Source organism: Sediminibacterium sp. TEGAF015, assembly GCF_025997995.1.
Taxonomy (GTDB): Bacteria; Bacteroidota; Bacteroidia; order Chitinophagales; family Chitinophagaceae; genus Sediminibacterium.
In genome coordinates this window covers 2,090,150-2,106,430 of the sequence record NZ_AP026683.1, presented here as the reverse complement: position 1 = coordinate 2,106,430, position 16,281 = coordinate 2,090,150, and the positions used below count along the sequence as shown (strand labels likewise).

Genomic DNA, 16,281 nt, shown 5'->3' with positions numbered 1-16,281 from the left:
ATTACATTTGTATAAAGCGTTAACCTGTGAATCTTACTATTCAAACCAACAATTTACAAAAGAGCTACAAGGGCAGGACGGTTGTAAACAATGTCTCTGTTCGTGTTCAGCAAGGTGAAATAGTTGGCTTGCTAGGTCCGAACGGGGCCGGAAAAACCACCAGCTTTTATATGGTGGTTGGGCTTATTAAGCCAGATCAGGGTACGGTTTTTCTGAATGATCAGGATATTACGAAACTTCCTATGTATAAAAGAGCGCAACTGGGTATTGGGTATTTGCCTCAGGAAGCCAGTGTGTTTAGAAAGTTGACGGTAGAAGACAATATTATGGCCGTGCTGGAAATGACAAAGCTAACCAAGGCTGAGAGACAGCATAAAATGGAATCACTCCTGGATGAATTCAACTTACACCATGTAAGAAAAAACAATGGCGATAGTTTAAGCGGGGGTGAGCGAAGAAGGACGGAAATAGCCCGTGCACTTGCCGTTAATCCTAAGTTTATTTTATTGGATGAGCCCTTTGCTGGCGTAGACCCGATAGCTGTGGAAGATATTCAGTCAGTAGTGGCCAAACTTAAATACAAGAATATCGGCATATTGATTACCGACCACAATGTTAATGAGACACTCTCTATTTGTGATAGGGCCTATCTTTTAATTGAAGGTAAAATATTTAAACACGGAACCGCTGAAGAGTTAGCGGATGATGAACAGGTAAGAAGACTGTATTTGGGCACCAATTTCGAATTAAAAAGAAAAGACTGGATCATTGATATGGCCAAGGAAAATCAGTCTCAAAACCTTGATTGATATTGATTTTCTGCTGCGGATGCCGTATTTTGCCGTACGCTAATCATGAAATTATTAAGCCCTGCTATATCCCGTTTAGCCCGTATAAGGCACTGGCGTATTGAACAATGGGCCAATGATCCTGTTGCTTCTCAAAGAGAGGTATTGCAGGACCTGATTACCCATGGACAATACACGGAGTTTGGCAGAAAGTACGGTTTCAATCAACTTTTTAATATCCGAAAATTCAAAGAGACGGTTCCCATTCATGAATACGAAGATTTAAAGCCTTATATAGATCGGATTATGCAGGGGGAGGAAAATGTACTGTGGAATACCCCTGTAAACTGGTTTGCCAAAAGCAGCGGAACCACTAGTGATAAAAGCAAGTTCATTCCTATTACTAAAGAAAGCCTGGAAGATTGCCACTTTCAAAGTGCCAAAGATGTGCTTACGATGTACTATAACAATCGCTCGGAAAGTGATCTGTTAACGGGGAAGGGTCTTGTTATTGGCGGTAGTCATCAAATAAGTCCAATCAATGATGATATGCAATATGGAGACCTGAGTGCTGTTTTATTGCAGAATACCCCTATTTGGGCTAATTGGATCAGAACCCCCGAATTATCGATTGCTTTAATGGACGAATGGGAGGCAAAAATTGAAAAAATGGCCTTGCATACCATTCAGGAAGATGTTACTTCTATTTCAGGAGTGCCTACCTGGACCATGATTTTAATCAAACGAATTTTAGAAATCACAGGAAAGCAAACCCTTAAAGAGGTCTGGCCCAATCTGGAATTATATATTCATGGAGGCGTTTCTTTTACGCCCTACAGAACACAGTTCCAAAAATTAATTGGTGAAGGTTGTCACTATCTGGAAATGTACAATGCCAGCGAAGGTTTTTTTGCAGCACAGGTTTCACCGGAAGAGGAAGGTATGCTTTTATTCACCGAGAATGGTATTTTTTATGAATTCATGCCCATTGCTGAATACGGCAAGCCTAATCCAAAAACTATAGGACTAAAAGACGTTGAAATTGGTCAGCAATATGCAATTGTAATCAGTACCAACGGGGGGCTATGGCGCTACCTTGTGGGAGATACAGTGCAATTCATCAGTAAATTTCCTTTCAAATTAAAAGTAACTGGTAGACTAAAACAGTATATAAATGCGTTTGGAGAGGAGTTAATAGCAGACAATGCTGATAAAGCTATTGCTATTGCCTGTGAGCAAACAGGTTCAGTAGTTAAAGACTATACAGCAGCCCCCATTTATTTTGGAGAAAATTCTCCGGGTGCGCATGAATGGTTGATTGAATTTGAACAGAATCCTGATTCGATGGAGTTATTTCGAAGTTCATTAGACGCTGCTTTAAAAGAGTTGAATAGCGACTATGAAGCCAAACGTCACCGGGATATTGCTTTAACAAAGCCTGTAATACATTCGTTACCTAATGGAGTTTTTAATGAATGGCTAAAGCAAAAAGGAAAGCTGGGTGGGCAGCACAAAGTACCCAGATTAAGTAATGAGCGGGTATTTGTTGAAGAAATCAAACGTAATTTTTTATAGAATTATATAATTAAATCAGATGAAGTTATTAGCAGGAAAAGTTTCAATTGTTACAGGTGCAGCCAGAGGGATTGGTGCCGCTATTGCCTTGAAATTAGCCGAACACGGAAGTCATATCGTTTTAACTTATGTTAGCGATGGTAGTGCTGAGAAAGCAGCTGCTCTGGTTCAGCAGATAGAAGCAATGGGGGTAAAAGCTAAAGCGATAAAGAGCAATGCTGCTGTATTTGCAGATTGCGAGGCACTGGTAAATGACACCATTAAAGAATTTGGTGCCATTGATGTTTGCGTTAACAATGCGGGTATCTCTAAGGATAACCTGTTGCTAAGAATGACCGAAGAGCAGTGGGATGAAGTGATGGATGTGAATCTAAAGAGCATCTATAATATGACCAAGCAAGTAATCCGACCGATGATGAAAGCTAAACAGGGTAGCATTATCAATATGAGTTCTATTATTGGTATTCGTGGAAATGCGGGCCAGAGTAGTTATGCAGCCAGCAAAGCCGGAATAATAGGCTTCACTAAATCTATAGCTGCAGAATTGGGTTCCAGAAATATCCGTTGTAATGCAATTGCACCGGGGTTTGTTGAAACCGACATGACCCATTATTTAAAAGATGGGGATGGAGCAGCACAATTCCTGCAAAAAATTCCACTCGGCAGATTTGGTAAAGCAGAAGAGATTGCCGACACTACTTTATTCCTTGCAAGTGATATGAGTTCTTATATTACCGGTCAGGTTATCAGTGCATGCGGTGGTCTAAATATTTAAATTGATTTATGCAATCATACGAACGTTTACTAGCCGAAAATAAAACCTGGGCAAAAGAAAAGCTGGCGGTTGATCCGGAATATTTTAATAGGTTAGTACATGTGCAGAATCCTGAATTTCTCTGGATTGGCTGTAGTGATAGTAGGGTTCCCGCTAATGAAATAACAGGCACCCAACCTGGAGAAATTTTTGTTCACAGGAACATAGCCAACATGGTCATACATACTGACCTGAACTTATTAAGTGTGTTGCAATATGCGGTAGAAGTGCTGAAGGTAAAGCATATTATCGTTTGTGGTCATTATGGTTGTGGTGGAGTTAAGGCAGCTATGACCAATCATAATTTTGGCATCATAAATAAGTGGATCAGAAATATTAAAGATGTACATCGTTTTCACAGAGAGGAGGTAGATGCAATTAAGGATGAAAATGATCAAATTAACAGAATGGTGGAACTGAATGTGCAGGAGCAGGTGCTGAACCTGGCAAAGACTTCCATTATTCAAAAAGCCTGGAAAGAGCGAAAAGCACCACATTTACATGGGTGGGTTTACGATTTACAGGACGGACTTATAAACCCTATTCAGGAAATGCAGGCGGGAACACATATAGATGCTCTGTATGAATTTGATGATTTATAAACGGGATTATATCCCGTTTATTCATTTTAGGAATGTCTGCATTATACGGTTTCACAAAAACTTATTAGTATCAAAGCTAATAATGGTATAATACTTGTAATATTTGCGCTCAATGGAAAAAAATCAAAAAGCAGTATCACCGACGGGGGCGGCAAGAAAGATCTTGGAGCTCCTTAAATTGGATAAAAAAGACGTCTCTTCTATTTATGCATTTGCCATATTAGCTGGTATTTTAAGTTTGGCAATGCCGCTGGGGATACAAACCATCATCGGCTTCGTTTTAGCAGGTTCTATTTCTACCTCCATTATCATTTTAATTTTCTTAGTAGTAGCCGCAGTTCTTTTATACGGTCTTTTACAAGTAAGGCAATTGCAGCTTACAGAAAAGATTCAGCAAAAATTATTTGTCAGATACGCACTTGAATTTGCAGATCGACTGCCAAAGATGAACATTGAAAAATTAGATGCGTATTATCTTCCTGAATTAGTGAATCGATTTTTTGATACGGTTTCTCTTCAAAAAGCAGTTGAAAAATTATTGCTTGACGTACCTGCTGCCATTATTCAAATATTCTTTGGTTTACTATTACTTTCTCTTTACCACCCTGTATTTATTGGCTTTGGAGCAGTATTAACTTTAATTGTGTACCTTATTATGAGATACACATTACCCGCAGGCTTTCAGAAAAGTATTGAAGCAAGCAATTTGAAATTTGCCACTGCTGCCTGGTTAGAAGAAATGGCTCGAGTAATTAAGTCTTTCAAATATTCAAGAGGCACAAATTTAAATATTAGAAAGACAGATGGAATTGTTACCGAATACCTTGAGGCAAGAACAAGCTACTTTAAAGTGTTATTGACTCAATACTGGAGTCTAATCATTTTTAAAGTTGTGATTACGGCCGCTATGCTGATTGTAGGTGCGGTCCTACTTGTTGATCAGCAAATCAATATTGGACAGTTTATTGCAGCAGACTTTGTAATTATTAGTATTATAGGATCAGTTGAAAAGCTGATTTTAAATATGGATAAAGTGTATGATATCCTTACTTCTGTTGAGAAGTTGAGCAAGGTTACCGAAAGTGAAGTAGAAGTACAGGGAACTGTTAAACTTTCTGATAATCCCAAAGGAGTTTCTGTTTTATTTGAAAGTGTAGGGTTTACTTATGGTAATAATGTAAAAGCATTGGACTCTATCAATCTTAATATAGTTCCGGGCGACAAGGTTTGTATCATGGGAGAATCAGGATCAGGAAAGTCTACCATTTTACGTTTGCTTACCGGCGCCTTTACAAATTTTTCCGGTTCTATTTTGTTGGATGGAATGCCATTGGGGAATTACAATTTAACTTCTGTAAGAGCACAGACAGGAATCCTCTTAAGTCAGCAGGATATTTTTAATGGTACTATCTGGGAAAACATAACAATGGGTAGTGAAGAAATTGGTTATGAAGAAGTGACTGATCTCGTAAATCGTTGTGGATTGACCAGTTTTGTTCAAAGCCTTCCCAAAGGGTATGATACTATTCTGGATCCAACTGGAAAGAGACTGAATAGCAAAATCAGACAAGACATTTTATTGTTAAGGGCTTTATTAGGTAAAAAGCGTTTGTTGCTTTTAGAAGACCCTCTCAATTTTTTAGAGCGTAAGTATAAAAAGAATATACAGGATTATATATTTTCTGAAGAAAATGCAACCGTTCTGATTGCGACCAATGATGTGGAAACTGCAGCTCGTTGTAATAAAATCATATATCTGCAGGATGGTGTGGTGAAAGCTTCTGGAAACTGGTCTGCTATTGCTCCATTTTTAAATGAAAATTATGGTCAACAATAAATTCATTAGTACAGTTATTGAGGATGAAGTAGAAAGCGCCAATCTTTCTTCTTATCATTCCATTTATAATATCAAGAAGAAAAACAGGGTAAAAAAGTGGATGTGGGGTTCCCTTGTAACTTTAATTGTTGTTCTATTTTTACCATGGACCCAGAATATTCGGGCTAAAGGTGCTGTTACTGCATTACGTCAGGAAGATCGTCCTCAGGAACTGAATACAGTTTTGGCGGGCAGGGTTATAAAATGGTATATTAAAGAAGGAGATTTTGTTAAAAAGGGCGATACTATTTTGCAAATAGGGGAGGTAAAGACCGATTACTTTGATCCGGAATTATTGAATCGTACTAAAAAACAGATTGATGCCAAGCAGATAGCAGTAGAAGGCTATAGTAATAAAGCTGCAACAGCAGTATCTCAGATGAAGGCATTAGAAGAAGCTAGAAACCTGAAATTAGATCAACTGGATATTAAGCTTCGTCAGCAAAACTTGAAAGTAATTAGTGATAGCATTGATTTAGCCGCTGTTTTAAATGAATTGGCGATTACTAAAAGACAGATTGATGCTGCTAAAAATATGTTAGATAGCGGGGTTATTTCATTGGTTGATTTTGAAAGAAGAAAAGTTTCTTATCAAAATGCAATAGCCAAAAAAATTAGCGCTGAAAATAAATTTTTACAAGCTAAACAGGAGTTATCCGCAATAAGAATTGAGAAGAATGGAACCATTCAAGAATATACAGATAAGATTTCCAAAGCGCAGGGGGAGCAATTTAGTTCCATATCTAATATGGCAACTGGAGAGGCAGATGTAGCCAAATTGCAAAATGCTTACAGCAATTATGACATTCGAAACAAGTTATATTATATTACTGCTCCCCAGGATGGACAAATTACCAAAGCAAGAAAAGCAGGTCTTGGTGAGATGGTGAAGGAGGGTGATATGATTGTTGAAATTGTACCTGATAAAATAAGGTATGCGGTTGAATTATTCGCCGAACCCATGGATCTTCCGCTTCTATCAAAGGGACAAAAAATACGTTTCATATTCGATGGATTTCCTGCCATTGTATTCTCTGGCTGGCCTGCAGCTTCTTATGGAACATTCGGCGGAGTAATTGCGGCTGTTGAAACTTCGGTGAGTAGCAATGGAAAATTCAGATTACTGGTTGTTGAAGATCCGAATGAAAAACAATGGCCCAGACAGTTGAGAATGGGGGGCGGTGCCAGCGGTATTGCTCTATTGAAAGACGTGCCAATTGGCTATGAGTTATGGCGAAATATTAATGGATTCCCTCCGGAATATTATAAGCCCGTAAAAGGTGAAGAACTAAAAGCAAGTAAGGAGAAATAATATGAGACATTGCTTGTTTTTAATTGGATTTTTTTCAGTGTTGCAAGTAAAGGCTCAGGTGTTGAGTCCTGAAGCATTTATTAATCAGGTAAAAAGCTTTCACCCTCTGGCTAAGCAAGCGGGTATAAAAGTAGAGAAAGCCAATGCAGCTTTGCTGAGTGCAAAGGGTGGTTTTGACCCTACTGTGGAAATGGAAGCAAGCAGGAAAACCTTTGATGGGAAAAATTATTATTTCTATACCAATCCTGAATTCAAAGTTCCCACCAGAATCGGCGGTATGGACATTAAAGCCGGGCTAGAAGACAATGGAGGACTATTTCTGAATAACCAGATAACTAGAGGTCAAACAAGCTATCTTGGTTTGGAAATGCCATTAATAAAAGGGTTGCTTATTGATCAAAGAAGAGCCAATTTACAACAAGCACAAATTTCTTTACAACAAAGTGAACAGGATCGCCTGAAAATGCAGAACGACTTGTTATTTGAGGCCTATAATACCTATTGGCAGTGGGCAGGAGCCTATCAATTGTATAGTATTTATAATCAATTTTTGCAGATTAGTAGAGACCGTTTCCGTTTGGTGAAACTGTCTTATTTAAATGGAGACAGGGCGATTATTGATACAATTGAGGCATTGACCCAGGTACAACAATTTCAGATGATGCAGGCAGATGCAAAAGCGAAGCTGGTAACAGCTCAACTGGAGTTGGGTAATTTTTTATGGAATGAAAATGATGCTGCCTATTTATTGAATGCTAGTTTGGTTCCGGATACGGTACAATTCCAATTGTATTTGTCTGTTGAGGACCCGGAAAAACTAATTAACACTGTAAACCAGGAAAACCCATCTATTAGAAGTGTTGCGCTTGAACTGCAAGCACTTGAAGTGGAGAGGAAATTAAAGTTTCAGTCGCTATTGCCCTCTTTGAATGTAAAAGCGAATCTTTTGAATAATGGATATAATGTTTTTAAAGACTTTGGTGGTGCATTTTTGCAAAATAATTATGTCTGGGGTGTTCAGTTTAAGATTCCCATCTTCTTAAGAGAGGGACAGGGATCTTACAAGCAGGCCAAATTGAAAATTGCAGAAACCAATTATGAGCTGAATTTAAAACAATGGAATACGGCAAATAAAATCAGATCCTATTTTGCAGAAGCAACTTTATTGAAAGAACAAATTGCTGCTGCACAACAGGCATATAACGGGTATACTGCCTTGTTAAAGGCCGAGAATCTTCGTTTTCAGAATGGGGAAAGCTCTCTGTTTCTTTTAAACACCCGCGAAAACAAAGTCATAGAAACCGCAGAAAAATTAATTCAGTTAAGGGCCAAGTATCTGAAAGCCAGCTATGGCGTCAACTGGGCTGCCGGAATCCTTCGTTAGGAATTTATTAACTTTTATTCTTAAGCAGGCAACCCTTTGCTTCAATTTACTGTATAGTTTTGTAGCGTACGAAATATTAGCCAGGATTGGGTTTAACAGAAGGGCAAATCAAGCATCTTATTGATGGCTGTCGAAAAAATGATCGGCAATGCCAGAGGCAACTCTATGACTGGATGTATGGCTATGCTGTTTCCGTATGCACAAGATATGCTTCAGAATTCACTCAAGTAGATGATTTGGTTTTAGATGGATTCATGAGGGTTTTTAAAAATATTGAACAGTTTAATTTGGCTCAGTACAGTCTTAATTCGGCATCATTTAAGGGCTGGGCAAAGAAAGTATTGATTAATAACTGTATCAATTATAATAAAAAATTTTCTGCGTCCAACAATACGCTGGATAATCAGTATGAAAACAATTCAGCGTTAGAGCAAGAAATGGAGACAAGTGTTCTTAATTCCATTAGCTATAAAGAAATTATTGAATTAGTGATGAAGCTGCCACCCGCCTATAAAACTGTTTTTTGTTTGCATGTAGTGGATGGTTTTACGCATGAAGAAATCGCTGGTATTTTAGGTATCAATGAAGGCACATCTAAATCCAATCTTTCTAAGGCAAAGAAGCATTTACAAAATTTATTAAACCGGAAAAAAGGACTGAATGGATAAATTTTACTCTAATTCATTTGACAATTCGGTTAAATCGGCTTTTGAAAAAGCAGATAATGAATTGAAAAGTTCTGGCAACTGGGATGCAATGCATCAGGTACTTGATAGGGAAATGCCTGTTGACAAAAAGAAAAGAAGATTTTTCTTCTGGTTTGTAATAGTTGGTTTGTTAGTGGGGACGGTATTTGGATATCAAAACTGGGAAACCAATAAAGAAGATAAAAAAGCGGCTATTAAAGTAGAAGAAAAGTCTATTCAAGTAGAGAATAACACATTACGTTCTATTGAAACGCAAACCTCGGAAAGTAACCTTGGTTCTAGTGAAACGAACCATTCAGGTAAAATCTCTGGTTCTAATGAAAAGCCAAATTCAATTGTAACAGAAAAATTAAATCACCTAAAAAACGGTATTCATAAAACGATTTCAAATAACAAACAAAGTGTTGATACCCTGTACATTCTTGAAAAGGAAAATACGGTGACAAATAATGATAAAAATGTAGCGAATAAGGAAAACGATACGCTGGTAACCTCGCTTCCCATAGATTCAGTTCCTCCTACTTCTATTACCCCACAACTAAAAAAGCCATCAACTAGGCAACAAACCAGATGGGAATGGAATCTCTCTTTTGCACCTGACTTTTTATTGGCCAATTTACAGCCATTTTACCGTCCAGGTGTAAGTATAGGTATGGGCATCAATTATCAACTTTCACCCAACTGGGCTATTAGAACTGGCTTGCTATACAATTATACTCCTGTTTATGAATCAGGACAGACTTATTTATACAAGCCTTCTCCTAATTTACCCGCCTACAATACACTTGAATTAAAACAAGTCAAAGGAAGCCTTCACATTTTTGAAGTTCCACTGGCAGTTCGATATACGGCGAAGCCGAGCAATAAAATTTCTTTCCTTGGTTCTGTCGGTCTTTCTTCACTGTTTTTTCTGAAACAGAAGCTTACATATGACTTACTACTCAATGGGAATACTCCTTTATTATGGAATAGTGAAAACGATTCAGATGATTTTGGTGAGTCTCATATCCTAAGCAATTTGGTGGTTGGCACTGGTATTTCAATTAAAACCAAACGAAGTGCCGTTATTGAAATTGAGCCAGTATTCAAACTTCCCTTGGAGGAACTAGGAGAGGGTCACAATCGACTGGGAACCATCGCCATTTATCTTCATCTAAAACAGCCAATTTTTAAGCAAAAAAAATAATTTATTAAGAGGCAACCCTTTTTTTAAATACGGTGTACTAACTATTATGAAAAAGATTATTATATCAAGTTTGCTGATAGGGTTCTTTTTTATGGCCTGTAAGCATGAATTTCTGAATTCGGCTATCAATCCGACTGAAATACTAGTAACTGGTGGACCTGCAGGTTCTGGAACCACCGTGTCTGATACAGTTTGTTTTCAGAATGATATTTTACCCCTTTATGTGAGTTATTGTGCCAGTGCTGGTTGTCACAATGCAACAACTCATGCGGAAGGCGTACAAACTACAGATTATAATACTATCATGCGAGGCATTAAGCCTAAAGATGCCCCCAACAGTAAATACTATAAAATAATTACCAAAGGTGAAATGCCTCCAAGAGGGTATCCTGCATTAAGCAGTGCGCAAATTAGTTTGATTAAAAAATGGATTGATCAGGGCGCTTTAAATACCAATTGTGTGAACAGTTGCGACACCACGAAGTTTACTTATGGAACAGCCATTCAAACTATACTGGCGAATAACTGTAATGGATGTCATGGAGTTGCTCCTGGTTCGGGCAATGTATACTTGGGAACCTATGCGGCTACGCAGTCTTACATAAATGCCAACAAGCAATTATTCCTGGATGCTATTAACCATGCGCCTACATTACCAGCCAGTCAGCGTATGCCAGTAGGAGCTCCTATGGCCGCTTGTAAAATTACCCAGATGACCAAATGGATTAAAGCGGGGATGCCTCAGTAAATCGGTATGCCACAATGAACAAGTATGCTTCAATAAAAAAATAGCTATGCGAAAACCTCTTTCAATACTTTTCTTGTTTTTCATTTCCCTGTTCAGCGCTTGTTATTATGACAAAGCAGAATTGGTATATCCTGCTGCAGCTAATTGTGATACAGCCAATGTGAAATTTTCTTCAACACTGCTCCCCATATTGAATGCATCCTGCAATAGTTGTCATGGAGGCAATGCAGCTGCAGGAGCTGGTATTATCTTAGATACTTATAATGGCGTAAAAGCCTCTGTTAATGGCGGTCGCTTTATGAACTCCATCTTACAGAATGGTCAGGCTTCGGCAATGCCAAAGGGCGGCGGGAAATTGTCTACCTGTGATATTTCAAAATTTCAGGCCTGGATTAATGCGGGCATGTTAAATAATTAACTATGAAAAAAGTTCTAATCTTTCTGGGATTGGTTTTGCTGATAGCAGCTTCTGTTGGGTACTATGTGTTTATATATTCTGCGACTCATCGTAGAGATATATCCGAAGAAAAAGCAATCTCAATTACTGCAGTTGCTTTGGTTGCTAATTACAATCAAAATGAAAACGAATCCAATCAAAAATACCTGAATAAGGCGCTGATAGTGGAAGGAATGATAAAAGAAGTTGGACAGGATCAGGCTGGAAATACAACTGTCACTCTTGATGGGGCCAATGATTTTTCAAGTGTGTATTGCACATTAAAAGAAAAGCATGATTCCATTGAAAAGGGAAATAAAATTTCAATTAAAGGACTTTGTATCGGCTTTACAAGCGATGTAGTTATTACAGATGCAATTGTTAAACTAAACAATTAATAAACAAACAATGAAAAAAATCCTAATTATTGCATTATTGATTACAGCTATTTCAGCTAATATAAATGCACAGACTTTATTGTCAACCAAGGCGGGTGTTGCCAAGTTTAATGCAACAGGGGAACTTGTTAAAATAGAAGCAGTAAACAATCAGGTTGACTGTAAAATGTTACCAACCAACGGGCAGATCATTTTTACTCTTTTGATTAAGGGGTTTCGTTTCGAGAATCAGTTAATGGAAGACCATTTTAATGAAAACTATTTGGAAAGCACGCAATTCCCCAAAGCATCATTTAAAGGTTTTGTTACCAATATTGCCACTGTTAACTTTAATGCAGACGGTGCTTATAAAGTGGAAGCAGAAGGAACGCTGAACATTCATGGTGTAGACCAGAAAATTAAAGTACCTGGTACTATTACAGTAAAAAGCGGCAAAGCCAGTTTGAAAAGTGATTTTAAAGTTAAGCTGTCAGATTATAAAATTGCCGGCTCTTATATAGGTGAAAAAATTGCGTCGGAAGCAAACGTGCAGGTTAATTGTAATTTTTAAATGATAAACATGAAATTCATTCGTTCCACATTTGTCGGTTTGTTTTTGTTGGTATTTTCTTCTAACTACTTAGCGGCACAGGAGGTTGATTTATTTAAGCTGCAAGAACAGGAAGAAAAAGAGAAGGATAAGAATGCCACTGATATAACCACTGCCATTTTTAAAACAACCCGTATCGTAAATGGTCATTCTATTGAAAATATTGGGGCTGGCTTGTTGGATGTAAAAATCAATCACCGTTTTGGGAGGGTTAATACGGGCGGCTATAATTTATTTGGATTAGACCAGGCAACCATGCGAATGGGTTTAGATTATGGCATAAACAGTAGATTGATGGTTGGAATTGGCAGAAGTACGTATTTAAAACAATACGATGGGTTTGTAAAATACCGGATTCTTAGACAGAGTACGGGTAAGGTAAATATGCCTATTTCTGTAAGTTATGTAGGTGGTGTAATCTTTAAGACATTGAATGATGCCAGCACTGGTTCGGGATTTTACTATACAGACAGATTCAGCTATTTCAATCAAATTTTAATAGCAAAAAAATTCAACGATTATTTTTCATTTCAATTAACACCAACCATGGTGCATTATAACAATGTACCACTGGCTACAGATCCTAATGATTTATATTCACTGGGTGTTGGAACAAGAATCCGTGTAAGCAAGCGGGTAAATCTTACGGGCGAATACTATTATCAGTTTCAAAAATTCAACGGATTCTATAATAGCCTTTCTGTAGGTGTTGATATTGAAACAGGAGGACACGTGTTTCAATTGCATTTCTCCAATTCAACTGGCATGACCGAAAGAACGTTTATTCATGAGACTAATGGACAGTGGGGTAAAGGGGATATACATTTTGGATTCAATATCGCCAGAATTTTCACCATAAAAAAACCTAAGGGGATTTAAATCCTTAGGTTTTTTATTTCACTCAGTTCTGTTAATGAGCGTAACTGTTTAGGACAATTTCAGTTTGAATCTCTGAATAAATGCTTTGCTGTGTTCGCTTAATATAAGGCGCCCACTAATGCCAGCTCTTTCTTTTAGCAATTCATCCCAGTGTTCTGTTCCTTTCCAGAAAATATTTTTTAATTCCTTTAACGCATCCGGATTGGATTGAGATAGCGTAGTAGATAGTCTGATGATGGATTCATCCATGCCGGCTACATCTGGATGCAGTTCTGCATACAAGCTTTTTCTTCTAGCCCAATCTGCAGGTCTGAAAGTAACCGCATCTATGGTCAATTGAGAAAAAGCAGACAAACCTATCTTTCTTTCTACGGCAGGCCCCACTACAAATGGACCAATGCCTACCGCCAATTCACTCAGTTTTACATCGGCACCTTCGCAGGCTATAGCATAGTCTGCTGCAGCAGCCAGACCAACTCCACCCCCAATACATTTTCCCTGAATACGTGCAATAATGATTTTGCCGCAGGTACGCATAGCATTGATTACTTTAGCAAAGCCACTAAAAAATGCAAGACCCTCTGCTTCATTTTTAATTGCTGCTAATTCGTCAAAGGAAGCGCCAGAACAAAATACTTTTTCTCCAGCTGAACGCAGTACAATTACTTTAGTTTCTTTATTTAATCCTTCACTATAAATTTCTTTTGCCAGAGCATCTAAAATTTTACCAGGTAAAGAATTGCTTTGCGGATGAAAAAACTCAATCGTTGCAATGCCGTGCTCTCGCTCTACTTTTACATACCCTTCTTTAATGTGTTCAATCATAACTTTTATTTTACGGGTTTCCTGGCTACCATCGTTAAAATGGTTGCGATTCCGGTAAGTTCCCCTGTTTCGTCAATCATTTCAACCAGCCACTTTACAATTCCTTTATCAATATCGGTTATTTCTTTTTTCTCTTGCCTAATTTTTTCTTTACAAGTAAAACGAATATGCATTTCACTTCCGGGATATACTGGCTTAGTGAATCTTAATTCGTCAATGCCGTAATTGAGTAGCACCGGATTTTTTTCATAACTATCCACAAACAATCCTGCAGCCATACTCATTAACAAATAACCGTGTGCTACTTGTCTCTCAAACATAGTGCCATTAAAATCAGTTCCCTCTAAATGCGCATAAAAATGATCCCCACTTAAATCAGCAAAAGCATTGATGTCTTCTGCAGTGATCAATCTTTTCTCTGTAATCAACTGATCCCCGATTTTTAGATCTTCATAATATTTTTTAAAAGGGTGTATGGTATTGGTATTTCCTTTTGCACCAGGCTGATATACTTTGCTGATAGCAGTAATCATATCCGGCGAACCCTGAATGGCCACACGCTGCATATAATGCTTAACCCCTCTTAATCCACCCATTTCTTCTCCGCCTCCGGCTCTTCCTGGTCCACCATGTACTAATAATGGCAAGGGTGATCCATGACCGGTACTTTCTTTAGCACATTGTTGATTCAACACCAAAATTCTTCCATGATAGGTACCTGCACCCACAACATAGTCGGTGGCAATGCGAGTATCTGCTGTTACAATACTACTTACCAATGACCCTTTGCCCAACTTAGATAGGGCGATAGCGTCTTCTGTTTTTTTATAGGGCATTAAAGTAGCTACTGGTCCAAATGCTTCTACTTCATGTACAACTGTATTCCCGAAGGGGTTATCATTGAATAATAATAGTGGACTAATAAAAGCTCCTTTTACCGGATCGGCATCTACCACGTCTACCGAATTCAGTGAACCATATAAGATACTGGAGCTGGTTAATAATTTCTCTACCTGCGCTTTTACTTCTTTTCTCTGTGCTTCACCTGCCAAAGCACCCATTCTTACAGAAGGATTCAAAGGGTTGCCAATTACATTTTGAGCCAATGCAGCCGTTAATGATTGCTGAACCGCTTCTATTTTATTTTCTGGTACAAAGATTCTCCTTACAGCGGTACATCTTTGTCCAGACTTGGTGGTGATTTCTCTTCTTACTTCTTTGATAAAAATATCCCATTCGGGCATGCCAGGCTCAACGTCTTCTCCCAATACAATGCAGTTAAGTGAATCTGCTTCCATGGTAAAGGGAACATTCTCTGCCAAAATTGTTGGATGTGATTTCAATAAGAGACCTGTATGTGCTGAACCGGTGAACGTAACCACATCCTGCGATTGAACATGATCCAGCAAATCTCCGGCACTGCCACAAATCAGCTGCAGTGCTCCATCGGGCAAAATACCAGAAGCAATTATTTTTTTAACTACTGCTTCCGTTAAATATGAAGTAACAGTGGCGGGTTTTACAATGGCCGGAACCCCTGCCAGCAGGTTCACTGCAATTTTTTCCAACATGCCCCAAACAGGGAAATTAAATGCATTGATATGTATGGCAACCCCTTCTTTCGGAATTAATAAGTGATGGCCCATAAATGTATTGGCCTTTCCTAACGGGTGATGTTCCCCATCTAAGCAATACGGCGTGTCTGGAAGTTTTCTTCTTAAGGAAGCATAGGAAAACAGGTTCCCAATCCCCCCTTCAATATCCACCCAACTGTCTGCCTTGGTAGCACCCGTCTGGTAACTGATGTTATAAAGTTCATCTAAATGCTCTCTTAAGTAAATAGCCAAAGACCTAAGCATCAACCCTCTTTCGTGAAAACTCATTTTTCTCAGTGCCGGATTACCCTTGCTTCTGGCATAATGAAGCGCCGCTGCAAAATCCAATCCCTTACTTGTAGCTCTGGCGATGGGATCCCCGGTTACGGCATTGAACAATAATTGTCCGTCTCCATCCCCCTTAATCCAATTCCCTGCAATGTAGTTTTCAACTGTATACATATATTTTTAATTTCTCCGCAAAGCTAACGATTGATAGTTTACAAAAAGAGCATAAAAAAACCCGTCCTGATGGTATCGGGACGGGCATAGCAGTTGGTTATTGGT

The 16,281-nt window shown here is 38.4% G+C and carries 16 protein-coding genes; 14 read left to right on the top strand and 2 right to left on the bottom strand.

Annotation, left to right across the window (positions count from 1 at the left end; genetic code table 11):
• Positions 1-26 precede the first annotated feature (26 nt).
• From lptB to TEGAF0_RS09505, 14 genes are all read left to right on the top strand, one after another.
• The gene (lptB, locus tag TEGAF0_RS09570; protein ID WP_264897952.1) at positions 27-809 is read left to right on the top strand and encodes an LPS export ABC transporter ATP-binding protein; all 783 of its coding nucleotides are present in this window, start codon (positions 27-29) and stop codon (positions 807-809) included.
• A 45-nt stretch (positions 810-854) separates the two neighbouring features.
• Positions 855-2,363 (top strand): GH3 auxin-responsive promoter family protein, encoded by a 1,509-nt coding sequence (locus tag TEGAF0_RS09565; protein WP_264897951.1) that lies wholly within the window; start codon positions 855-857, stop codon positions 2,361-2,363.
• 19 nt (positions 2,364-2,382) lie between these two features.
• Positions 2,383-3,138, top strand: a complete 756-nt coding sequence (gene fabG / locus TEGAF0_RS09560; protein WP_264897950.1) for a 3-oxoacyl-[acyl-carrier-protein] reductase — start codon at positions 2,383-2,385, stop codon at positions 3,136-3,138.
• 8 nt (positions 3,139-3,146) lie between these two features.
• Positions 3,147-3,779 (top strand): carbonate dehydratase, encoded by a 633-nt coding sequence (gene can, locus TEGAF0_RS09555; protein WP_264897949.1) that lies wholly within the window; start codon positions 3,147-3,149, stop codon positions 3,777-3,779.
• A gap of 112 nt (positions 3,780-3,891) precedes the next feature.
• Positions 3,892-5,616 (top strand): peptidase domain-containing ABC transporter, encoded by a 1,725-nt coding sequence (locus TEGAF0_RS09550; RefSeq protein WP_264897948.1) that lies wholly within the window; start codon positions 3,892-3,894, stop codon positions 5,614-5,616.
• Entirely contained in the window at positions 5,603-6,967 is a 1,365-nt protein-coding gene (locus TEGAF0_RS09545; RefSeq protein WP_264897947.1) for an HlyD family secretion protein, read from the top strand. Before TEGAF0_RS09550 ends, TEGAF0_RS09545 begins: the two co-directional genes overlap by 14 nt.
• 1 nt (position 6,968) lies before the next feature.
• Positions 6,969-8,351 carry a TolC family protein gene (locus TEGAF0_RS09540; protein WP_264897946.1) on the top strand — a complete coding sequence of 461 codons (1,383 nt, stop codon included), beginning with the start codon at positions 6,969-6,971 and terminating at the stop codon, positions 8,349-8,351.
• Positions 8,352-8,437: 86 nt separating this feature from the next.
• A complete protein-coding gene (locus tag TEGAF0_RS09535; RefSeq protein WP_264897945.1) occupies positions 8,438-9,019 on the top strand; it encodes an RNA polymerase sigma factor in 582 nt (193 codons plus the stop codon).
• Entirely contained in the window at positions 9,012-10,244 is a 1,233-nt protein-coding gene (locus TEGAF0_RS09530; RefSeq protein ID WP_264897944.1) for a porin family protein, read from the top strand. Before TEGAF0_RS09535 ends, TEGAF0_RS09530 begins: the two co-directional genes overlap by 8 nt.
• Before the next feature lie 46 nt (positions 10,245-10,290).
• Positions 10,291-10,992 (top strand): cytochrome c family protein, encoded by a 702-nt coding sequence (locus tag TEGAF0_RS09525; protein ID WP_264897943.1) that lies wholly within the window; start codon positions 10,291-10,293, stop codon positions 10,990-10,992.
• A 46-nt stretch (positions 10,993-11,038) separates the two neighbouring features.
• Complete coding sequence (locus tag TEGAF0_RS09520) at positions 11,039-11,410, top strand: c-type cytochrome (RefSeq protein ID WP_264897942.1); 372 nt, start codon at positions 11,039-11,041, stop codon at positions 11,408-11,410.
• A 2-nt stretch (positions 11,411-11,412) separates the two neighbouring features.
• Positions 11,413-11,826, top strand: a complete 414-nt coding sequence (locus TEGAF0_RS09515; protein WP_264897941.1) for an OB-fold putative lipoprotein — start codon at positions 11,413-11,415, stop codon at positions 11,824-11,826.
• Positions 11,827-11,836: 10 nt separating this feature from the next.
• Entirely contained in the window at positions 11,837-12,376 is a 540-nt protein-coding gene (locus tag TEGAF0_RS09510) for a YceI family protein (RefSeq protein ID WP_264897940.1), read from the top strand.
• Positions 12,377-12,385: 9 nt separating this feature from the next.
• Positions 12,386-13,294 (top strand): DUF5777 family beta-barrel protein, encoded by a 909-nt coding sequence (locus tag TEGAF0_RS09505; RefSeq protein ID WP_264897939.1) that lies wholly within the window; start codon positions 12,386-12,388, stop codon positions 13,292-13,294.
• Positions 13,295-13,342: 48 nt separating this feature from the next.
• Here TEGAF0_RS09505 and TEGAF0_RS09500 read toward each other — a convergent pair whose 3' ends face one another.
• The gene (locus TEGAF0_RS09500; RefSeq protein WP_264897938.1) at positions 13,343-14,119 is read right to left on the bottom strand and encodes an enoyl-CoA hydratase/isomerase family protein; all 777 of its coding nucleotides are present in this window, start codon (positions 14,117-14,119) and stop codon (positions 13,343-13,345) included.
• 5 nt (positions 14,120-14,124) lie between these two features.
• The gene (gene paaZ, locus TEGAF0_RS09495) at positions 14,125-16,176 is read right to left on the bottom strand and encodes a phenylacetic acid degradation bifunctional protein PaaZ (protein ID WP_264897937.1); all 2,052 of its coding nucleotides are present in this window, start codon (positions 16,174-16,176) and stop codon (positions 14,125-14,127) included.
• Positions 16,177-16,281 lie beyond the last annotated feature (105 nt).